This window comes from Shinella sp. GW821-FHT10F02, assembly GCF_058809275.1.
Genome location: NZ_JBXASL010000007.1, coordinates 373,841 through 395,646, shown reverse-complemented (window position 1 = coordinate 395,646; position 21,806 = coordinate 373,841). Strand labels below are relative to the sequence as shown.

The following is a 21,806-nucleotide window of genomic DNA, read 5'->3' as shown; positions in this document are numbered from 1 at the left end:
GATTTGACCAGGGGACGTCAGGACCGGGCGTTCCAATAGCAAGGACTATCCTCATGAGCGTCTCTAACAATTTCAGCCGCCGCAGCTTTCTGGCCGCGAGTGGCGCCGGCATCGTCGCAGCCGCGATCGGCGCCCCGTCCATTGTCCGTGCCCAGTCTCCCTTGACCGTTCGCCTCGCTTTTGCGGAGGTCGGTGTCGGCAACCGTCAATATGCCGGCCCCGGCGTCAGTGCGCTCGGCCATGCGCGCGAATTCGTCGCAAGCGAGTTCAAGGATGATCCCGATGTGAAGCTCGAATGGTCCTTCCACAAGGGCGCCGGTCCCTCGGTCAACGAGGCATTGGCGAACAATCAGGCGGACTTCGCTTTCCATGGCGATCTTCCGGCTCTCGTCGGACGCTCGAACGGACTTGAGACCAGAATCCTGCTTGGCAGCGATGCGCGCTCCAACATCTATATCGCGGCACGTCCGGATTCGGGAATCGCCTCGGTCGCGGACCTCAAGGGGCGCACGCTCGGCTTGTTTCGCGGCACCAACCTGCACCTGGCGGCCGCCAAGGTTCTCGCCGCCTACGACCTGACCGAACGTGACGTCAAGATCATCAATCTCGATTTCGCGTCGGCCAATGCAGCGATCGCCTCGGGCGACATCGACGCCACGGTGGGACAGGCAGACCTGTACGATCTGGAAGCGAAAGGCATCGCAAAGGTCTTCTTCAATACCAAGGAAGACAGCCGTTTCACCCGCCATGCCATCATTCACGCCCAAAGCGCCTTCCTGGATGCACAGCCCGAGGTGACCCAGCGTATCGTCAATGGTTTCGTCAAGGCCGCACAATGGGGGTCCGACGAAAGCCGACGAGAGGAAGTGTTCGACACCTACGCCCTGACGGGTCGCCCGCGCGAAGGTTTCGTGCGGGATCACGAAGGGCAGGAACTCCGCTTCCGTCTCAGCCCGCTTCTGGATCCGTTCCTCGTCGAAGGTTTTGCGGGACAGGAAGCACGGGCACGCGAACTCGCCCTCATCCGGCGGGAGCGTGCGACTGCGGAATGGTTTGACCCCTCGTTCCTGAACAAGGCGCTGGCCGAGTTGAAGCTGGAGAGCTTCTGGACCGCCTATGGTCCGGACGGCAAGCCTGTAAACAGCTGAGCGTCCACGCCGGTTTTTGGAGAATGGAATGACCGAGATTTCGGCTGATATCCCTCCTATAAGGCTTGAACGCCCGGCTCTTTCGGCGCTGTCGAGGAAAGGGCTCCAACAAGTCGGCAAGTCGCGCCTGGGTGTTTTGCTCGCCGCATTGGTGCTGCCCGTCTCGCTTCTCCTGATCTGGAGCGTGACGGCCAGCCTGGGCTGGATCCCCGTGCAGATTCTGCCGCCGCCGTCGATGGTGGTTGACGCGTTTTTCGAGCTGACCGCCACCGGCGAGCTTCAGGCGCATACGTTGATCAGCCTGGAGCGCGTTCTGTGGGGATTTGCCCTCGGCGCTGTCATTGGCCTGCCACTTGGCGCGGTGATGGGCATATCGGAAACGGCGCGGAAATATCTCGACCCGATCTTCCTCGCCATCGCCCAGGTACCGCCGATCGGGTGGATCCCGATGCTGATCCTCTTCCTCGGCATCGGCGAAGGCCTGAAAATCGTCATCATCGCCAAGGCCGCCATGATACCGATGGCAGTCAACACCTATGCCGGTATTCGCAATGTTCCGATCGCCTGGCGCGAGGTCGGTGAGGTGATGACGTTCAACAAGTCGATGCAGCTTCGCTACATCGTCCTGCCGGCGTCCCTTCCGACGATCTTCTCCGGCATCCGCTATGGCCTCGCAAACGCATGGCTTGCCCTGGTCGCGGTCGAACTCCTCGCCTCGTCGGAGGGGCTGGGCTACCTCATGGTCTGGGGCCGCCAGCTTTTTGCGATGGAATTCGTCCTGCTGGCGATGGTTTTCGTGGGCTTCATCGGCTTTGCACTCGATGCAACCCTGGCTGCCGTCGAGGCCCGTCTCTTGAAGTGGCAGAGGGTTGCGGCATGAGCGACGTCTCCCTCCCGCAGCGCCCGGTCGCTCAGGCCGAGCGTAAACATCGACCACTTCGTCTGCCTGAAGGGCTGTTGTTGCCGTTGGCGCTCCTCATTGCGTGGGAGGTCGTGGCGCGGAGCGGGCAGGTCAACCCGCTGCTCTTGCCGCCGCCGACCACCGTGATCTGGCGGCTTGTGGGCGGTCTCGCACGAGGCGAATTCTGGATCGACATCGGTGCCAGCCTTCTAAGGCTCGCAAGCGGTTTCGTGATCGGCGGTGTGCTTGCGACACCCTTCGGCCTGCTGCTTGGGTCAAGCCGCATCGCGCGGCTTTTTGTCGGGCCGAGCTTCAATGTCGTCAAGCAGATTGCGCTGTTTGCCTGGATACCCCTCATCTCCGTGTGGCTCGGTACGGGGGAGGCGGCCAAGGTGGCGTTCGTGACGATGGCCGTGTTCACGCCGGTGGTGATCAATGCCTGGGAGGGGGCGGCGCAGGTTCCGCCGAGCCTCAGGGAAGTCACGTCCATTTACCGCTTCTCGCCGTTCGATCGCCTTCGCTTTCTTATCCTGCCCTCGGCATTGCCGGCGATTTTCACCGGGCTGCGCCTGGGGCTGATCTACGGCTGGCTGGCAACTGTGGGTGCGGAATATTTCATGACCGTCGCGCCCGGTATCGGCAGCCAGATGACGGCCGGGCGGGAGCTGCTTGAAATGGATCTCGTGATGTCAGGTGTCATCCTCCTGGGCGGCATCGGTTTTGCTCTCAGTGTTGTGGCCGGGCTGGTGGAACACCGCCTGACCCGTTGGAAGAAACAAGCGTGAGCGCGCTGCCCGCGAGAAGAAAGAGTGATCAGATGAACGCTTCAGCCGAACCCCAGCGCCGCGGCCGATTGGAAATCCGTGGCTTGACGCAGGAATTTACCGTTTCGGGCCGCCCTTTCACCGCGCTTCAAAACCTCGACCTGGCGGTCGAACCCGGTGAGTTCGTCGTGCTCGTGGGTGCATCCGGCTGCGGAAAGTCGACATTGCTGAGAGCGATCGTCGGTCTGGAACGCCGATACGAGGGTGAAATCCTCCTCGACGGGCGCCGCCTTGGCGAACCCACGCTCGATCGCGCCATCGTTTTCCAGGAACACCGGCTCTTTCCCTGGCTGACGGCTCTTGGGAATGTCGAGCTTGGCCTGCGGAAATCGAACCTTACGGCGGCAGAACGCACCGCAACGGCGCGCGACCATCTTGCGCTAGTCGGACTGTCGCAGTTTGCCGATGCACTGCCCGCGCAGCTTTCCGGTGGCATGGCCCAGCGCGTGGCCATTGCCCGTGCGCTCGCTCCCCACCCGCCGGTTCTTCTGCTGGACGAACCGTTCGGTGCGCTGGACGCCATGACGAGGGCGCATCTGCAGGAGGAGCTTCGCCGCATCGTCGGTGCCGAAGGCATTACCGCCATCCTGGTGACCCATGATGTCGAGGAGGCAGTGACCCTCGCTGACCGGGTCGTCGTCATGCAGCCCCATCCCGGCCGTATACGCGAAATCGTCGAAATCCCGCCCGGTGCCGGGGCCGACCGCACCAGCGCAGCGTTTGTCGGTCTGCGCCGTCGCATTCTCGCGGCCCTGGATCACGACGTTCCCGGCCGACCTCATGCACATCTGCGCCCGCAAGAGGCGCAACTCGAAACCCTCTGATTTCAGGAGCTCCTCATGAGCCAAAAACAGTTAAAGCTTGGCGCGTTCCTCATGGCCCCTGGGCATCATGTGGCAGCGTGGCGTCACCCCTCCGCCCGCGCCGACCTCGGAAAGTCATTTGCGGAATACGCGAAGATAGCGAAGGCTCTGGAGGCCGCGAAGTTTGACCTCCTGTTTCTCGACGATACCGTGGCCGTCAAGAACACCAGCAGGGACGTCGGCCCACGCCTCAGCCGGGCGGCCTTCTTCGAACCGTTCACCCTGCTTTCCGGTCTCGCGGCGCTGACGGAGACGATCGGCCTCGTCGGGACGGTCTCGACCACCTTCAACGAGCCCTACAATCTTGCCCGGAAATTCGCATCGCTCGACCTCATCAGTTCCGGGCGGGCGGGGTGGAACCTCGTCACCTCCAACACCCAGGAGGAATGGGCGAATTTCAATCCGGGGCGCCATCTTTCGCATGGCGACCGCTATGAAAGGGCGGAAGAGTTCGTCGATGTGGTGACCGGACTGTGGAACAGCTATGATGACGACGCCTTCCTCTACGACAAGGACAGCGGCCTCTACTATAACCCCGACAAGCAGCATGCCCTGAACCACGAGGGGCGCCAATTCAGCGTGCGCGGACCCCTGAACGTTGCGCGCTCGCCGCAGGGCCAGCCGGTCGTCGTGCAGGCCGGGTCATCAGAACCAGGCAAGAACCTTGCGGCGCGCACGGCCGAAGTCGTCTTCACGGCGCAGCAGACGCTTGCCGACGCACAGGCCTTCTACGCCGACCTGAAAGGCCGAATGGCCAGATACGGTCGCCATCCGGATGAATTGAAGATCATGCCCGGCGTTTTTCCGGTGGTTGGCCGCACCCGCGCGGAAGCCCAAGCAAAGTTCGAGGAGCTGCAGGAACTCATTCACCCCGCCGTCGGCATAGCCCAGCTCTCCTACATGATCGGAGATTTCGATCTGTCCGCCTATCCCGCAGACGGCCCCATACCGGAACTTCCCGAAACCAATGGCGGCAAAAGCCGTCAGGCCCTGCTTTTCGACCTTGCACGACGCGAAAACCTGACGATCAACCAGCTCGCTCGACGCATTGCCGGCGCGCGCGGCCACTGGCAACTCGTCGGCACTGCGGAGGATATTGCCGATGAGCTCGAAGAGCGTTTCAAGGGCGAAGGGGCGGACGGCTTCAACGTCATGCCCCCGACGCTGCCGGGCGGGATCGAGGACTTCATTGAACTCGTCGTCCCCGAACTCCGCCGCCGCGGCCTCTTCCGGCACGAATATGAAGGCCGGACGCTGCGGCAGAACCTTGGTTTGGCGAGTGGGAGGGCAACGGGAACCGCGCACACCACGGAAAGTGCCAGAGCGGACGCGGCTGAATAGGACATTCCTGGTCGCTAAAAAAACGGATCGACACGCAGTGCTGAGGCACCGGGCGCCTGATACTTGCGCCCGGTGCGTTGCCACGGTTTATTCGTTTGCGTCCGACTTGCTGATCTCGACTGCGAAGGGGTCGTTGTTGGGATCGTCGTTCCAGATGTATTCGGCACCCTTTGCGCGACGTTCGGCAGCCTCGCGGCCGTAAATCTTCTCGACCACGGCGAGCGCCATATCTGTTCCGGCAGAGACGCCCGACGAAGTAATGTATTTGCCATCAACGACCCACCGGGCGTGGCCCACCCAATCGACCTTCTCGCTCTGGCTGGTCGCCCATTTGTAGGCAAGCTTGTTCGTGGTGGCCTTGCGCCCGTCCAGAAGGCCAGTCCTGGCAAGAAGGGCAGCACCGGTGCACACGGAGGTCGTCAGCTCCGTTCCCTTGTCTTGCTTGCGGATGAAGTTCAGGAGGATCTCGTTGTCAACTTCCTTGCGCGTCCCCCCGCCACCCGGCACCATCACGATGTCGAATTGCGGCGCGTCTTCGAACGAGTAGGTGGCGACCGCTTCCACGCCCTGCGAGGATCGGACCGGGCCGGCCTTCTGCGCGACGAAGACGACCTTGTGGTCCGGCAGGCGCCCCCACATCTGCACCGGGCCATAGACGTCGAGTGTCTCGAAATCCGGGAACAGAACGATGCCGATGGTTTTGGTCTTCTCGGCGGGCTTTTCCGCGGCCCCGCCGGAGGCGGAAGACTGTTCGGATTGCGCAAAGACCGGCGCGAATGACAGCATCATTCCGAGAGCTAGGATCAGTGGCTTCAACATCTAAAAAATCTCCTTGGACTGCTGGCTTGGCCAGCGTTGAGTGTATGCCTATCGTTCGAGAGGTCGCTAATCGCGGATGCGACGGGCGCCGATGGCGGTCATGTGCACGGTAAAATCGCGACAGCCTTCCTTGGCGGCCCATGGATGTCGGGTGAGGTCGGTGCGTGCCTGGTAGAGCGTAAAGGCAGTCCAGCTTGCGCCCGGTCCACGCCATGGAATGATTGGCGCGCGCGCCGAGACGCGTGTTGAACGGGTGTCGCGGCACCCACGATGGTCCTAGCGAACATGGAACGAAATCCGGCAGGGCACCGGCATGGTTCGATTAAACGGACCCTTCCCGGCGCAGGCTGAGCTTGCAGCCGCTGGAGCGGCGACGCTTCAAGCGGTCAGGCCGGATGGAGGACCGCGCGGCGATGTGTTCGGAGGGAAAAGCTGCCGGTAGAACGCTTCGATGCGAACGGGCTCGACGCGTTCGGCCGCGCGCAGGATGCGCTCGCCAAAGGTATCGGAGGGCAAGGGCAGCAGCACGGACGCAGCAAGTCGGCAGGCTTCGCAGCCCGACCTGCCGGCATGGTCCACCTGTTTGAACGTGCCGTCTTCAGAGGGCAGGCAGAGAACGGGAAGCGTGCCGTCCGGGAGGATGAATTCGGCCAGCTCGCTTGGCGAAAGAAAATGCTGCGCGATCGCCGGCGGGGTATGGGCAAAGCCGACGAGCAACAGGGCGAGCGCGCACAGAACTCGCACCACACATTGCTCGACGAAGCTCAAGCTCTTGACCATCCCACCCTCGGTGTCATGGATGACACGGGGTAACGATAACCAGAAAGTTTCCCACCCTCAATGCGGCAATCTGGCCACCCTTTGCGTGTGCCGATCTGTCCGATCAGCGCGCGTGTCAACGATGAGGATCAATATTTTGCCGCCGCCATGACGACGAAGCTGACGGCGACGCCGGTGAGAACAAGACGCGGGAGCATTCGCCCTTGTAAGTGATCGTTGTACTGATACCACGTTCAGGTTGCCTCCAGAACCATGTTGAGGGCAGTCTCGGCGGCGCGCCGAACGCGGGTGAAGCCACCGGATCGGATCACTTCGGCAAGCCGCTTCTCCCCAGCCTGGGCACCGAGCGCGAGTCCCGTCTCCTGCGCCAGCGATGTGGGAATGCAGATCATCGTCGACGCTGAGTAGTAGAGACGGCCGATCGGATTGATATTGTCTTCCAGCTCGTCCCCGGCCATGGGCTCGACCACCATCCATGTCCCATCGTGCTTCAGTGCCTGGCGAATATGCGTTGCCGCTGCCTTGGGGTCGCCCATGTCGTGCAGGCAATCGAAGCAGGTGATCAGATCGAAATCGCGCCCATTGAAGTCCTGGGCTCGGCCGACTTCGAAGCGCACATTCGCCAAGTCATGCGATCGGGCGTGCGCGGTTGCAGCGGCGATCGAGTCCGGGTGGAAATCATAGCCGGTGAACCGGGAGTGCGGGAAAGCCTGGGCCATCGTGATCGTCGACAGTCCGTGGCCGCATCCGACGTCCGCTATGGTCGCTCCCACCTTCAGCTTGTCGACGACACCCTCCAACGCCGGAAGCCAATCCTGCACGAGGGCATTGACGTAACCCGGGCGAAACAGCCGTGCCACAGCGCAGAACATACAGCCGGCCTGGTCGCCCCAGGCGACGCCCCGGCCGGTCTTGAAGGCCGCTTGCACCTTCGGCTGGTTTTCAGCCATTGCAGCAGCGGTATCGAATGCGCCGATCAGATTGACGGGGCTGTCGGGCTCCGCAAACACGAAAGCCTGCTCGGGGGTGAGCGAGAACCGGTCGTTCTCGTAGCGCACGTACCCCGAAGCCGCTTGCGCTGCGAGCCACTCCCGCACGTATCGAGGCGAGCATCCCGCAGCATCTGCGAATTCATCGGCCGTCGACGGCCCGATCTCCTTGAGCGTCTTGTAGAGGTCGAGAGCATCGCCGATCCGCACCAGCGGCACGCTGACGGCTCCGCCAAGATCGCCAAGCACGCGGCCCACGAGTTCATTGAGCGCTGTTTCATTGAGTTCCGTCATGTGGGTTTCCTCCTGTTCCGGACGACATGCTGCCGCCCACGACCAGAGGATGGGCTTCATCCCTAGGGATGGCATGAGGCGCAAGTCCCGGACCGGCGAGGAAATACAACAATGCAGGGGACAGATGTCCCGTTCCGCCTTGCGGGAGAGGACTCCGGCTCACGACGCCGGCTATCGAGAGAGCGCGATGACAATCGCTTGCGAGCGGCTGCGCACGCCGAGTTTGCCGAAGAGCGCCGACAACTGGTTGCGCACGGTCTTCACGCTCTTGCCGAGGCGTTCGGCGATCGCGCGGTTGTCGAGCCCTTCTGCGACGAGGTCGAGAAGTACCGCCTCCGCGGGCGTTAAACCGGCTTCGCGGACCGCAAGCGGCCGCGTGGGCCGATCCTGCCCAAGGAAGATGGCCAGTTCGGACAGGAAGACGGCCCAGGCGGGTTCGTCCGGCAGCAAGACGTGGTTCTTGCTCTCAAGCGGTACGAAGCGAGCGCCCGGAATTGCCGCCGCAAGCTTGCAGCCCTGGTCGAACGGCACGCGCATGTCGCCGCGGCTATGGGCGATCAATGTCGGCACGCGCAGGGTCGCCGCGAGCTCCAGCACATCGATGCCCTGCATGTTCCATAGCAGTTGCGCGGCAACGTCGCCTGCTGCCGTCAGGCGTTCGAGATCGCCCCACCAGCGATGCTGCTCGGGTGTGCCATCCGGGATGAAGAGATTGGTGAAGAACTGGGCGAATGCCGGGTTGTCGCGTCCCCAGCCCACGCGGATGAAATTGACGAGGGTCTCGGCTTCCAGCCGCTCCGCATCAGTCTGCGCCCGGACCCGGGCGCCCTGGCCGTAGGCGTTCAGAAGCACCAGCTGGGAGACACGCTCGGGATGCCTTGCGGCATAGGCGATGGCAAGAGCGCCGCCCTGCGAAAGGCCGAGGAGGACAAATTGCGGCTCCTCGATTGTGTCGGCCACGGCCTCCAGGTCCGCATGCCATGCGTCGACCGAGAGGTCGGCGACGTAGCGATCCGACAGTCCGCAGCCGCGTGGATCGTACCGCACGAACCGGTTGCGGGCCGACAGTGCCTGAAGCCATGGCCGCCAGACGGGGCTCTGAAGATCATAGTCGACATGGCTGAGCCAGTGGGCAGCGCGCAGGAGCACCTGTCCCTTCCCGCAGGACGCAACGGCGATACGGGTGCCATCTGCCGAGCTGCAGAACCGTATGGTCTGGTCGAGTTTCATGAGCCAAGACTATCGCAGTGGAAAGTCACGTGACAGGTTTATATCGCAGCTCGGCCGCGCGCCCTCGGAAGGTCGACGTTCGCCCGACCCTCATGGAATTTCATTGTAAGCCAGTGCGCCGGCCTCCGCCTCCGCCTTTTGCTCCGCCGTCAGCCTCGATCGTGCCGCCTCCGCGACCGTGAGGGTGCCCGCCGGCCGCCACCATACGTCGTGGGTCAGCGTGGACATGTCGTTGTCGAGAAGGATGTAGTCGGCAAACTTCTCGCCGAATTTCCGAAAGGCTGCGGGCACGGTATAGGCATAATCCGTGATCTCGCTCACGCGTTCGCCATTTCGCGCGGAGAAAATCGTGGCACCTCCTTCATCAACGACGGAGTAGAGGGCGCCTTCCGGGGAGAACGACGAATAGAGCCCTTTCGTCACGTCTCCGATCTTTTGCCCGGTCTGCGTATCCAGGACGGTTATTTGGTACGAGCCGCCATTGTCGAGTTCCTGGACAGTCATCCTCGTCCCGTCGGGGCTAAAGCCGAATCCGATCGGATAAATCTCGTCCGCAACCGGCAAGACACCGGAGCCGATCATGGCGTTCTGCGACAATGACCATCGGCCGACGACGATCGCCTTTCCTATTTGGGGGGAATTGTTGGTGCAAACGAATGAAAGGGATGCGCCGTCGGCGTTCAGCACGGCAAAACCCCTGTCCAGGCTCCAGCCGGCTATCTTCACCAGCCCGTTGCACCTGGAGCCGAGATCAAACTCGAAACGCTTCGCGCCGCTCGCCACATCCCAGCCCTGCACCAACGCCATGCCCTTCTTGTGGAGCGTGCTGACAAGAAGGGCTCCATCCTGGCTGAACACCAATATCGGGGGATTGAGGGCGCCATGGGCTGGGCCGAGATTGTCTGCAGAGAGTGTGATCGTCGCGACGGTCTCGCCCGTGATGGCATCGGAGACTTTTGTGATGCCTTTGCCAAGATAGGCTGCCACGCGCGATCCGTCCGCGGAGAATTTTGCGCTGGGAACTGCGGTGCCCAAATCACCCAGAGCGCCGATCACCCTCTTGGTGGTCGTATCCCAGATTTCCAGTGTGCCCTTGCCTGTTCCGCGATATTCGCGGTCGACGGAGGCGACAACGGCCCGGCTGCCGCTCGCATTGACGATGACGACGTGAATGTTGTTTGCAGGGACGGGAAGAACGATGCTGCTGGACCGCGCAGCTGCCGTCAGCGCCTGATAGGCGGATGGATATTGTATGGCGGTCGTCTCGTCTATTCGCTGCGGAAGCCCGCGAAAGGCTTCGACGATCGCACCCTGGATATTGCCTGCCGCCAGCAGGCGCTTCGACGCCGCCGCATGATTTTGGGAGACCGCAATTGCCTGATCGAGCGTCAGGACACCGTTCAACAGGATCTCGGCGGTGAGCGACGATTTTATCCATGGTGTCTGCGACCAGTCCGTCGCCTCGCCGACGCTGCGAGAAACCTCGCTAAGGGCGCGCTGAACCGAGAAGCCGGGGGTCTTTACGGCTTTGACGAAGGCAGCGGTGAAGGGGCTGAGGTCGCCCTCGCCATCTGTCGCCGTTGCATTCGGCGATGTCGAATAGGCAACGAAGATGCCGCGCGCTTCCTTTCTCGCGCCGGCCGTCCCTGGATTGACCTTTGCCAGTCCTCTGTCGAGGCCGCGGCCGGTCGATACCGATAAACCCTGGTTGCCCTCGCCCGCGAAGGGATTGTTCCGGCAAGCATCAAGGAAAACGAGGGTCGATGCCGATTTTTCCTTCATGCGGTCGATGATCTCATCGATGTAGACGAAGGCATCGGAAAGGCCGTCGCCGGCCTTGGCGTCGGTTGCAACCAGATAGTTGCGATCGTCGATCTGGATGCCGTGGCCGGAATAATAGATGAGCGCGATATCGTCACCCAAAAGGGCGGCCTGCATACGCGCGACGCAGTCGCGTATCGTTGCCCCTCGCGCATCGATCGCCAGGAACACCGTGAAGTTCAGCTTTCGAAGGACGTCGCTCACGGCGGAGGCATCATGCGCCGAGTTGCGGAGCGGTGGTATTCCTCCGCTATAAGCCGCGTTTCCAATCACAAGGGCGAGCTTGCCCGCCTCGCTTTGAACTGCATCGCCTGAAGCGGGTGTGCGGGCAGTCGCGACCTCTTGGCACCTATCGGTGGGAAACTCTTGCGTTGCCGCCCATGCTCCGGCGCAGGTTTGTGAAAATACCGAGCCGAGCGCAAGCACTGCACAGGCGAGCAAACTTTTCACAAGCATGTTCAATTCCTCGGAGGAAAATCCAACGGCGAATATATTGGCAATGCCTGGAACGGATGATCGTGTGGTTAGCACGCCTATTAGAAAAAGTAAATATTACCGCCGCTGAGGAGCCGCGATCCTTGGATGAATGCGGGTCTGGTCTGCCAGGAATTTTTCACGATCCTGTCAAGCTCAGCTCTATTGCGGCATTTCCCGAATGGGCTCGTGTCGAGGGACGAGCAGGCAAGCAGGGACGATCAGTGCGGCGATCAAAAGCATGGCGACGAAGGTGGAATGCAGGGCTTGCTGCAATGCAAACCGGATAGTTTCTCCATCCGCCATGACGGTGCCGGTGCCATTCAGCAGGGCTCGCAGTTGTTCTGGTGTAATCGGCTGGCCATTGGTGGAATGCGCCAGTCCGTAGGTCAGCACCGCACCCAGCACGGCGGCGCCGAGCGTGCTGCCGAGATTGCGCGAAAAAACATTGGATGCCGTGGCGCTGCCGCGCTCGGTCCAGCTCACGCTATCCTGCGTAAGAATCAGCGCGCTGATGTTCAGCAGGCCCATGCCGAAACCCATTATCAGTGAGCCGGCGCCGGCCAGTATCGCGGAGCTCGACGGCGTGAGCAGCACGAGGAGACATGTGCCGACCGGAATGCAGATGCTGCCGGTGATCATGATGGGCCGCAGGCCGAACCGGGCAAACTGGCGCGACGCGATCGTTGCACCGCAGGGCCAGCCCAGGAGCAGCATGGTCAGGGCGAAACCCGCCACCAGCGGCGAGCCGTTGAGAACGGTCTGCACGTACATCGGCAGGAATGTCGTCAGCCCCATGATCGACATGCTTGCGAAGAAAACGGCCAGGTTCGAGAACGCTATGGGTCGCTTCAGCCACAAATCTGGAGCGACCATGGGCGCCTCGGCGCGCCGCTCCTGCCAGATGAACGCGAAAAGAGCTGCGATGGCGATGGCCAGGGCCACCATAGCGGTGCTGGAGATCTTAGTCTCCATTTCCGTCAGGGCAATCATCAGGGCGGAAATGGACACCGCAAAAAGGGAAGCGCCGAGGATATCGATGGAGACGACGCGTGTCCGTTTCTTCTCATGCAGGAACAGAACGAACCCAAGTGCCGCAAGAAGTCCAACCGGCACATTGATCCAGAAGATCCACGCCCATGGGAGGTTATGAATGATGAGACTGCCGAGAAGCGGTCCGATAACGGCAGACAACGCCCAGACGCTTGCCAGGTAACCTTGAACCTTGCCACGCTGATTGCCTGGAAACAGATCAGCGACCACCGTCATTGCCACGGGTTGAATCGCCCCCGCGCCAATTCCCTGCAAAAGACGAAAGGCGATCATCGACGGCATTGACCATGCGAAGCCCGCGAGCACGGAGGCAAACAGGAAGAGCGCGATGCCGATCAGGATCATCGGCTTGCGGCCATAAATATCCGCGAGCTTGCCGAAGACCACCGTCGTCGCCGTCTGGGTCAAAAGGAAGGACGAAAAGACCCAGGAATACAGATTGATTTGTCCGAGCTGGGCGGCGATCTGCGGCATTGCAGTAGAAACGATCGTTGCCTCGATGGCGATCATTGCCATGCTTGCCATGATCGCGGCGACGACGAGCCCACGATGGGAGCTTCTTTCCGACATGGATGGCTTTCAGGCTGAGGCGGCGGGCCTGGAGAGGCACTTTGCGCCGATGGAGAGGTCATTGCATGAAGCTCTAACTACTCCTCGCTCCCCATGCGTCAAGCACCGATACAGTTTCTATAGGGTACGGACAGGACGCGCTCTTAGCCTGTTTCACTGAGGGAGGTAGGCATCAGCGCCGCGAGCAACGATCTCGTCTTCGCTGAGAGTGCGGTGCCAATGGGAATAGAAGACCATCCGGTCCTTGGAAAGCATCACCTGCCGCCTCAAATATCGGTAGATCGCGCTGAATGCCTTGTGCTCGCACCCGCCCCAGAAAAATGATCGGCCAAGATCGTCCGGCCATCTTAGGGATCGGATGGCGTTCTCCAGCAGCGTGGTCGTCCCGGCGGATGACCCGTCGCGATATAGCCATGAAATCGTCATGCCGGCGGGACAGGGGAGAGGCAATTCGTCTGATTTCCCGTCTACCTCGATGAAGGCAACTCCCAACGCGGCGGGCGTCAGGTTTTCAAGGATCCGGGCGATTGCGGGCAATGCCGTTTCGTCGCCCGCCAGCACATAGAAATCCGCATCCTTCGGCCCGTTGGCCGCAGGGCCCAGAATACCGACGACGTCGCCGATGCGCGCATTCAATGCCCATTGCGTTGCAGGTCCTGCGTTCGGATGGATCGCGAAATCGACCGTTATCTGCTGCCTGCTTCGATCAATTCGGCGGATCGTGTAGACGCGCGTTGGGATGACGGTATCGTCCGGCCAGACGATATGGCCTCTGTGATCGAGCATCGGCCACAGGAAGCGGGCCACACCGCGTTGTTGAAAGATCAGTCGACAGTGCAATTGGTCGACGCGGTCATACCGCTCCAGGTTTTCACCTTGGAATACGATCCGCCGAAAGCGGGGCGCTATGTCGTCGATGGTTGCGACGTGCAACACACGCAGATCGTCTGGCAGTGCGGGATCGGCATGGTCGCCATTCCACGAGATGACCGGGGCTTCGCGCGCAGCGATGAAGGAAATCGGTCCGACGAGCGCATGTTTGAGGCGGTTGAGTCCGCCGGGTTCGCTTGACTCCGCCGTCAGTTTGAAGCCGCCTTCGACTTCCTGAAACGAGGCCCTGCCGAATGGCGAGACGATGTGATGGACGCCGTTGACCTCATGCACCGTCATGTCGTGGGTGGCGATGGAGTCGATGAGCGGGCCAATGTAATTCCTGACCCTCGGAAAGGGCACAATGGCAGTCGCGCGGTACTGCTTGCCGACAGATGAGGACATATCAGGTACCTCTCAATATCAAATCGAGGCCCATAGCGGGCCGTCTATTGGAAACGCCGCGAAATCCCTGTTGATCGCAGCGAGAATTGCTGCCGGGTCGACGTCGGCACATTGCTCCGGATGCAGCCATTTTGCGGCGAGCGCCACGAAGACAATGTTCAAGGGCAGGTTGGTGATGAGGCCGCTCCAGATTCCGTGGACACGATTGCTGCGCACGCTCGCAAGTTCGCTGAAGCCCGGCCTGCCATCAATCAGGCGTTTCAACCCTTCGCGCCCCAATTCCGGCTCCAGGCCAGGTCCGATTGCCGGCCGATTGCCAGAAGCCCATCCACCACCCGTCGCGATATAGACATCGTGGGGTGTGGTCAGGAGATATTCGAGCGAGAGTTTCTGGAACCAGGGCGCTGTCACCTCCGGAAGGGACCGACCGCCGGCCAGGGCCAGCAGCTCTCCCCAGACCTTCTTTCCGGCAGCCCAGCAGCAGTCATCAGGCGTAGATTGCACTTCGAGGTAAGTCGTGACTGGAGCGACATTCGACAGGCGCGCCTCGATATCGAGAAGTGTCCGCTCCTGGAACGACAGGAGTTGATCGACCTTCGTGCCTGCGCCGAGCAGTGCGCCCCAGAGGCGCATGTTAGCTTTGAGCTTGTTGACGGGACCGGAGGGACTTTGTTCGGTTGCCGTGTTGCTGGAGGCGTCGCTGAAGACGACCGGAATGCCGACCTTGGTCAACTGCTCGATGAGCGGGTCGGCATCTCCCTGTGGCGTCATGAACGCGTTTGTAACGACGAGATCCGGCGAAAGCGCTATTACGCCCTCGAGCGCTATCGTCTCGGGGGTCTGCTTTCCGACGATCGGGATCGAGCGACCGTTTTCGAGCTTCTCTTGCAATTCCTTGCTGTCGATTCGATCCGTCGCGGCCCAGCCGACGACCGATGCGGCAGGGTCCGGATGAAGCAGGGACATGGTCAGGAGGTCGCGGCCCTCAAGCAGGACAATTCGTTGCGGCCGCGCTGCCAGCTGAACCCTTCGCCCCGCCAGGTCGATCAGGTCAAACCGGCGATCTGCTGCTGCCGGCCCGGTCATGGCAAGAAGGGGAGTGGCGGCGGCGAATGCACACAATCGGCGTCGTGTTATCGTCATGGTCGTTTCACCACTTGTACTTCAGGCCTGCCAGCACCGTTCTGCCGTTTCCGTACTGGCAATAGATGTTGTAGCTGCAGCTCGAGTAGTAGTCCTTGTCGAGCAGATTGGTGACGTTCAGCGTCGCCTCCAGTCCCTTCAGGTCCGGGTTCTTCGCACCGAAATCGTAGCGAAGCGCGGCATCGAGCAAAGCGTATCCGTCGGCCTTGACCGTATTGGCGTCGTCGCCATAGCTGGCGCCGACAAAGCGAACGCCGCCGCCGATCGTCACGCCCTCAAGCGGCCCGCCGTCCACTGCGTAGTTCGCCCATACCGAACCAAAATAACGCGGCACCGCCTGTGGGCGCTTGCCTATGACGGAAGCATCGGTCGATTTCGATACCTCTGTGTCGAGCAGCGAAAGTGCGGCAATCAGTTCGATATTGTCGGTGAGATTGCCGCGCGCTTCAAACTCCAGGCCGCGCGATCGCACCTCGCCCTGCTGGACGTTAAAGCCCGCGACACTTCCGGGGGAAAGCACGTTCTGTTGGCGAATGTCGAAGGCGGAAATCGTGAAGAGCGCATCGAGGCCAGGCGGCTGATACTTGAGCCCGACTTCGTATTGCTGTGCTTCTGTCGGCTTGAACGGATTGCCACCGGCATCGACCCCGATGACGGGCTCGAAGGAGGTGGAATAGCTCGCGTAGGGCGCCACGCCGTTGTCGAAGAGATAGAGAAGACCGGCGCGATAGCTCGTGGCCTCGCTTGTCTGTTCCGATGACGTCCCCGCAAGGAGGTTGTCCGTTTCCTGGTTGGTCCAATCGTGCCGCACCCCGAAGATGGCGCGCAGCCGACCAAGCTCGATCTGGTCCTGCACGTAAATGCCGGTCTGGCGAAGAGACTGGTCATTGTTGATGACGTGCGCAAAGGGACCGACCGGCTGGCCATAAAGGGGATTGGTGACGTCGATCGACGTTGCGCCTCCCATAAGGTACTGCCATCCGCTCTTGGAATGTTGAACGTCCAGACCCACAAGCAGCGTGTGCTGTAAGGCGCCGGTCTCGAAATTGAACTCTGCCTGGTTGTCGAACGAAACTCCGGAAACGTCTTCGATCGAATGGACGGCATAACGCGGAATGACACCGTCAACCGACATCGGGCCTGCCATCTGGAGCGACCGCATGTCGACGTCCACGCCCGAATAGCGGAAGTTCGAGCGCAGTGTCACCAGGTCATTGAACCGGTGCTCGAACTGATAGCCGATGCCGTACTGGTCCCGTTCGAACGCGTCGTATGATGGATCGCCGATATTGAAGTCGCGGTCGAGAAAGCCGGCAAGGCCAGCGGGCGCCAGGAACTTGGGGTAGATCGAGTTGAAGTAGCCACCCTCCGGGTCTCTTTGGAAATAGCCTGAGATGATAAGCGACGTATCCGCATCCGGCTGCCATCTGAGAGACGGCGCGATGCCGATGCGGCGTTCATCCACGTCATTATAGCGCGTGCCCGACGAGCGGCCGATCGCGGCGAGACCATATTGCCAGGTGCCATCGGCGGTGAGCGGTCCGCTGGAATAGACGCCGCCCTGGACGCGGCCGTCGCTTCCACCCTCAATCCGGACTTCATTTGCCTGGATGTCCGAAGGAGTGCGGCTTATCTGGTTCACGAGGCCGCCCGGGCTGATCTGGCCGTATAGCAGGGCGGATGGTCCTTTCAGGACATCCACCCGATCAAGGAAGAACGGATCGACAGACGTATTGGCAAAGGCCTGGCCGCGCGGCAGCTTCAACCCGTCGAGGTAACTGACATAGTTGGTTGAGGTGCCGAAGGCGCCGAAACCACGCAGAAACACGGAGTCGTATCGAGAGTTGGAGTCGCGATCGGAAAGAACACCGGCCGTGTAGCGAAGAGCCTCGCCGACTGTTTGCGGATTCTGGTCGTCAATCTGCTTGCGCGTCACCGTGGATATTGACTGTGGCGTTTCACCGATCGGTGTCGCCGTCTTTGTTGCAGACCGGGCCGATTTGACGAGAATCTTGCCGGAGCTATCGCTCGTGCTCTCGCCATCGACAACGACGGGAGCCAACTGCGTGTTCTGCTCCTGGGCGAAGGTTTGGCCCGAGACCATGAGCACGGTGGATGCGAGAAGGATCTGTCTTATGGAAATACCGTGCTTCACGAATTGCCCCCATGGTCGAAGCTTGCGATGTCTGGTAGGCATTAATCAAACGGGACCGTCCTGTCCAGTTAATATGAGAGTCCCTATCAACTTTCGTATTGGCAATCACCACGAAGCTCTCCAGAGAGGTTGGCGGCCATAAGATGAAAAGAGACACGATGACATCGCGAAAAGCGAACTCCATGACCAGAGTGGGCCGCCCGCCGAACGCGGAGAAAAACGCGGCGGCGGAGAGGATTATAGAGGCGGCCACCGAATTGTTCTCGACCAGGGGATTTGCCGGCACATCAATGGAGCAGGTGGCATCGCGATGCGGTGCAGGCAAGGACACTGTCTATCGCCGCTATCCCTCAAAAGTTGCGTTGTTCGAGGCAGTCGTGGACCATGCGCATAAGCGTGCGGTCGCGAGGCTCGAAAACCTGCCGAGCCGCGATGGTGACGCCATGGAGCGGTTGCGCGCCCTGTCGCTGGAGCTCTTGCATATCAACATGCAGCCGGAACTGATCGCCTTCAAGCGCATCACATTCAGCGAGGCGGTGGTCTTTGAGAAGGCTGGGCCAATCCCTCCGCAACCGGACCCCATCATGTCCCGCTTGATCGACGCTGTCAGTGCGGCGCAGACGGAAGGCATGATCGCTCAAGGTGACGCGTCTGCAATTGCAAGTCACTTGATCCACTGTCTCGTCGCGCTACCGACCTCGGTAGCGATGATGGGGGGAAGCGATTTTGATACCTCGGATGCTGCGGACGCTCATTTTCTCAGAACCTGGGCTTGGCTCATACATGGAATGAAGCCTTCCTGAAGTTCGCTAAGTTTCCGGTATGGCTGCGAGGTTTTGACGTTTCTAGCGTGACCGGTGGATCTGACCACGCAGCATCAAGCTACGACGGCCCTGCGGGCGATCTCTTCCAGGCTGCCCCGCCGGGCACCGATGCCTTCGTGAACCGGCTCGTGAACCTAACTTGGCAGGAGTTCTGAAAGCAGATCGAGGAAGCGGAAATATTGGGGTGGTCTTTCCCATGAATTCGACCGTCTTCGCCCCGGAATCCAGGATTATATTGCTCGCTGGGCCATGCTCGCCTTCAAGGATGTGAACGTCGTTCGGGCAGCACTTGGTCAAAATTCCGGTCTGGTCGGCGCGGCGGCTCTGGCATTTCTTGCCGACAGGCCGCAAGAGAGCGCATCTGCGCTCGCCGCGCGTCGTTGAAAATCGAAGAGGAGCCATACCGTGCTGACAATCCAGAGACTGAGCCTTACCGACGCCCGCACCCTGATCGAGGGCGCCCGCGCCCGCGCCGCGGAAATCGGCGTGCCGATGTGCATCGCCGTGACCGATGAATCGGGCCAGTTGATCGCGTTCGAACGCATGGACGGCGGAAAGGTCACGAGCACCACGATCGCCCAGGACAAGGCCTTCACGGCAGCCGGCGCCAAGCGGACCACCGAGAGCTATTGGGAGGCGAGCCAGCCCGGCAAGCCCGCTTACGGCATCAACTCGGCCATCGGCGGGCGCCTGCTGGTCGTAGCCGGCGGTATTCCCGTCATCGTGGACGGGCAGGTTGTTGGTGCGGTCGGCGTCAGTTCGGGAACGCCCGCGCAGGACAGCGATTGCGCGCAGGCAGGCATCGATCTTTTCCTCGCCGGCCTGAGCGCCTCCGAAAAGTCCTGACGGGCAGGACGGGCCGGTTTGATCCGGCTCGTCATCGATCATTGTTCGGCGGCGAAAATCGGCCCGCCCTTTTGCGCGGGAAAGCCGTAGCCGTTGATCATCACCAGGTCGATGTCGCCGGGACGGGCGGCGATGCCGTCTGAGAGCAGGGCCGTTCCTTCATCCACCATCGCCTTGAGCAGGCGGTCCATGATCTCCTGCGCGGTGAACGCGCGGGGCACGATGTTTTTCGCTGCGCGTGCCGCTTCGATCGTTGCCGTCACGGCGGGATCGGTGGTGCGTTCGCCATTGGGGTAGGCGTACCAGCCGAGGCCGGTCTTGCGGCCGAGACGGCCGGCTTCGCAGAGCCGGTCGGCGATTTCGACATAACGCTCGGCGGGATCGCGCGTTGCGGCCAGCCGTTTGCGGCGTGCCCAGGCGATTTCGAGGCCCGCCATGTCGTTGACGGCGAAGATGCCCATCGGAAAACCGTAGGCTTCCAGCGCGGCATCGATCTCGTGCGGCAGGGCGCCATCCTCCAGCATGAACTCCGCCGCGCGGCGGTAGGCGGAGAAGATGCGGTTTCCGATAAAACCTTCCGTGACGCCGCAGACGATCGGGAGCTTGCCGAGGCGTTTGACGAAAGCCAGCGCACTCGCCAGGACGTCGGGCGCGGTTTTGGCGCAATCGACGACTTCGACCAGCCGCATGACATGGGCGGGCGAGAAGAAATGCAGGCCGACCACGCGGGACGGATCGGCCGTCGCGGCGGCGATCGCATCAGGATCGAGGTAGCTCGTGTTGGTCGCCAAAATGGCGCCAGGCGCGACGATGGCGTCGAGCCTGCGAAACAGCTCCGTCTTGACGGAGAAATCGTCGAAGACGGCTTCGACGACGAGGTCAGCTGCCGCAAGGTCTGTCGCCTCGGCCGTCGTTTTGAGCCGGGCGAGGCAGGCCTCGCGCGCCTCCGCGGTCAGGCGCCCGGACTGGACGGCCTTGTCGAGGAGGCCGGCGATGCGGGCGTGCCCGGCGGCGGCGGCCTCCTGCGTCTGTTCCAGCGCGATGACGCGGTAACCGCTGGTGAGAGCCGAGACCGCTATGCCGGAACCCATCAGCCCCGTGCCGACAATCCCGACGGTTTCGATCCGGCGTGGCGAGACGTCAGTGAGCTTTTCGACTTTGCCGGCGGCGCGCTCGGCAAAGAAGACGTGCCGCAGGGCCGCGGATTCCTCGGAGTCGCGCAGACGCAGGAACGTGGCGCGCTCCTCCGCCAGACCTTGTTCAAGGTCGAGCTGGCCTGCCGCTTTGACGAGGCGCACGGCCTCCGACGGCGCCAGTTGTCCCCGACCTCTGGCAAGCACCTTTGCTTCCGCGGCGTCCATGGCGGCGGCATCGGCTACGGGAACATCGATGCTGCTGGTCCGGCGCAGCAGCTGCCCGGCGCGTAGAACCGCGACGGCTGCGGCGAGAGGGTCGGCGGCGACGGTATCGGCAAGACCGAGCGCGACGGCTTCGCGCGCCTTGACCGCGCGTCCCGTTCCGATGAGGTCGATGGCGGCGATCGGGCCGATCAGGCGCGGCAGGCGTTGTGTCCCGCCGGCGCCCGGAACAATGCCGAGTTTTACCTCCGGCAGCCCGAACGTGGCGTTTTCGCCGGCAAAGCGGCCATGGCAGGCAAGGGCTACCTCGCAGCCGCCGCCCAGCGCCGCGCCGTCGATGGCGCAGACGACCGGTTTTTCGAAGGCTTCGATGCGGCCGATGACGTCGGGAAGTGTCGGCTCGACAATCGGTTGGCCGAACTCCTTGATATCCGCCCCGCCGATGAAGGTGTAGCCGGTGCCGGAGATGACGAGGCCCATAATTTCCGTGGTCGCCGCAGCGTGATCCAGCGCCGCCATCAGGCCGGACCTGACATGCGCCGACAGGGCGTTGACGGGCGGATTGTCGATGGTGACGACGAGCACGCCCCCCTCAAGGCGGGCGGAAACGCTCTGCGAAAAACGCATTTCGGAAAGCCTCACGCGGGGATGACGGCCGTGGCCTGGATCTCGATCTTGGCGCGGTCCTCGACGAGCGCCACCACCTGCATGGCCGCCATGGCGGGATAATGCCGGCCGATCGTGTCGCGGTAGGCCTGGCCGATGCCGCGCAGGTTGCCGAGATATTCCTGTTTGTCGGTGAAGTACCAGGTCATCGTGGTGATGTGGTGCGGTTCGCCGCCGCCTGCCGCGAGCACGGCCACGACGTTCTTCAGCGTCTGGTGTACCTGCTCGACGAAATCGTCGGTTTCGAATTCGCAGCGTTCGTTCCAGCCGATCTGGCCACCGACGAAGAGCGTGCGGCCCGTCGCCGCCACGCCGTTCGCATAGCCTATGGGCTTTGCCCAGCCTTCAGGTTGCAGGATGGTGTGCATGGGGCGTCTCCAGATGATGTTTCAGTGCGGCGCGGATGTCGTCCGGCCGGGCAAGTAACTTGGC

General features: G+C 61.8%; 18 protein-coding genes and 1 pseudogene. 8 read left to right on the top strand and 11 right to left on the bottom strand.

Annotated elements, in window-relative coordinates:
• The first annotated feature begins 53 nt into the window (after positions 1-53).
• The 5 genes from AC1RWL_RS23115 to AC1RWL_RS23095 are packed head-to-tail and all read left to right on the top strand — an operon-like array spanning position 54 to position 5,077.
• The gene (locus AC1RWL_RS23115) at positions 54-1,148 is read left to right on the top strand and encodes an ABC transporter substrate-binding protein (protein ID WP_493095968.1); all 1,095 of its coding nucleotides are present in this window, start codon (positions 54-56) and stop codon (positions 1,146-1,148) included.
• Between the two features lie 28 nt (positions 1,149-1,176).
• On the top strand, positions 1,177-2,028 hold the full coding sequence (locus AC1RWL_RS23110) for an ABC transporter permease (protein WP_493095969.1): 852 nt from the start codon (positions 1,177-1,179) through the stop codon (positions 2,026-2,028).
• On the top strand, positions 2,025-2,834 hold the full coding sequence (locus tag AC1RWL_RS23105) for an ABC transporter permease (protein WP_493095970.1): 810 nt from the start codon (positions 2,025-2,027) through the stop codon (positions 2,832-2,834). Before AC1RWL_RS23110 ends, AC1RWL_RS23105 begins: the two co-directional genes overlap by 4 nt.
• Positions 2,831-3,697: an ABC transporter ATP-binding protein gene (locus AC1RWL_RS23100; RefSeq protein WP_493095971.1), complete on the top strand. Its 867-nt coding sequence runs from the start codon at positions 2,831-2,833 to the stop codon at positions 3,695-3,697. Before AC1RWL_RS23105 ends, AC1RWL_RS23100 begins: the two co-directional genes overlap by 4 nt.
• 15 nt (positions 3,698-3,712) lie before the next feature.
• Positions 3,713-5,077 (top strand): LLM class flavin-dependent oxidoreductase, encoded by a 1,365-nt coding sequence (locus AC1RWL_RS23095; protein ID WP_493095972.1) that lies wholly within the window; start codon positions 3,713-3,715, stop codon positions 5,075-5,077.
• Positions 5,078-5,164: 87 nt separating this feature from the next.
• Here the strand turns inward: AC1RWL_RS23095 and AC1RWL_RS23090 are convergent, their stop codons facing one another.
• The 9 genes from AC1RWL_RS23090 to AC1RWL_RS23050 all read right to left on the bottom strand — a co-directional run bounded on the left by AC1RWL_RS23090 (position 5,165) and on the right by AC1RWL_RS23050 (position 17,680).
• Positions 5,165-5,896 carry a DJ-1/PfpI family protein gene (locus tag AC1RWL_RS23090; protein ID WP_493095973.1) on the bottom strand — a complete coding sequence of 244 codons (732 nt, stop codon included), beginning with the start codon at positions 5,894-5,896 and terminating at the stop codon, positions 5,165-5,167.
• Between the two features lie 378 nt (positions 5,897-6,274).
• Positions 6,275-6,676 (bottom strand): hypothetical protein, encoded by a 402-nt coding sequence (locus AC1RWL_RS23085; protein WP_493095974.1) that lies wholly within the window; start codon positions 6,674-6,676, stop codon positions 6,275-6,277.
• Positions 6,677-6,909: 233 nt separating this feature from the next.
• Positions 6,910-7,959, bottom strand: coding sequence for a class I SAM-dependent methyltransferase (locus AC1RWL_RS23080; protein ID WP_493095975.1), 1,050 nt, complete (start codon positions 7,957-7,959; stop codon positions 6,910-6,912).
• A gap of 171 nt (positions 7,960-8,130) precedes the next feature.
• A complete protein-coding gene (locus AC1RWL_RS23075) occupies positions 8,131-9,189 on the bottom strand; it encodes an alpha/beta fold hydrolase (protein WP_493095976.1) in 1,059 nt (352 codons plus the stop codon).
• A 90-nt stretch (positions 9,190-9,279) separates the two neighbouring features.
• Positions 9,280-11,466: a caspase family protein gene (locus tag AC1RWL_RS23070; RefSeq protein WP_493095977.1), complete on the bottom strand. Its 2,187-nt coding sequence runs from the start codon at positions 11,464-11,466 to the stop codon at positions 9,280-9,282.
• A gap of 180 nt (positions 11,467-11,646) precedes the next feature.
• Positions 11,647-13,107 carry an MDR family MFS transporter gene (locus AC1RWL_RS23065; RefSeq protein WP_493095978.1) on the bottom strand — a complete coding sequence of 487 codons (1,461 nt, stop codon included), beginning with the start codon at positions 13,105-13,107 and terminating at the stop codon, positions 11,647-11,649.
• 153 nt (positions 13,108-13,260) lie between these two features.
• The gene (locus AC1RWL_RS23060; RefSeq protein ID WP_493095979.1) at positions 13,261-14,382 is read right to left on the bottom strand and encodes an SIP domain-containing protein; all 1,122 of its coding nucleotides are present in this window, start codon (positions 14,380-14,382) and stop codon (positions 13,261-13,263) included.
• An 18-nt stretch (positions 14,383-14,400) separates the two neighbouring features.
• Positions 14,401-15,525 (bottom strand): ABC transporter substrate-binding protein, encoded by a 1,125-nt coding sequence (locus tag AC1RWL_RS23055; RefSeq protein ID WP_493095980.1) that lies wholly within the window; start codon positions 15,523-15,525, stop codon positions 14,401-14,403.
• 7 nt (positions 15,526-15,532) lie between these two features.
• A complete protein-coding gene (locus AC1RWL_RS23050; RefSeq protein ID WP_493095981.1) occupies positions 15,533-17,680 on the bottom strand; it encodes a TonB-dependent siderophore receptor in 2,148 nt (715 codons plus the stop codon).
• A gap of 182 nt (positions 17,681-17,862) precedes the next feature.
• On the opposite strand from AC1RWL_RS23050, the gene AC1RWL_RS23045 reads away from it, so the two are divergent.
• The 3 genes and pseudogenes from AC1RWL_RS23045 (at position 17,863) to AC1RWL_RS23035 (ending at position 19,350) form a co-directional block, all read left to right on the top strand.
• Positions 17,863-18,483 (top strand): TetR/AcrR family transcriptional regulator, encoded by a 621-nt coding sequence (locus AC1RWL_RS23045; protein ID WP_493095982.1) that lies wholly within the window; start codon positions 17,863-17,865, stop codon positions 18,481-18,483.
• A 204-nt stretch (positions 18,484-18,687) separates the two neighbouring features.
• Positions 18,688-18,888, top strand: a pseudogene (locus tag AC1RWL_RS23040) (hypothetical protein); the annotation flags it as partial.
• 21 nt (positions 18,889-18,909) lie between these two features.
• Entirely contained in the window at positions 18,910-19,350 is a 441-nt protein-coding gene (locus AC1RWL_RS23035) for a GlcG/HbpS family heme-binding protein (RefSeq protein WP_493095983.1), read from the top strand.
• Between the two features lie 38 nt (positions 19,351-19,388).
• On the opposite strand, the gene AC1RWL_RS23030 is transcribed toward AC1RWL_RS23035, so the two are convergent.
• Positions 19,389-21,335, bottom strand: a complete 1,947-nt coding sequence (locus tag AC1RWL_RS23030; RefSeq protein ID WP_493095984.1) for a 3-hydroxyacyl-CoA dehydrogenase NAD-binding domain-containing protein — start codon at positions 21,333-21,335, stop codon at positions 19,389-19,391.
• Positions 21,336-21,346: 11 nt separating this feature from the next.
• The gene (locus AC1RWL_RS23025) at positions 21,347-21,742 is read right to left on the bottom strand and encodes a RidA family protein (RefSeq protein ID WP_256119606.1); all 396 of its coding nucleotides are present in this window, start codon (positions 21,740-21,742) and stop codon (positions 21,347-21,349) included.
• Positions 21,743-21,806 lie beyond the last annotated feature (64 nt).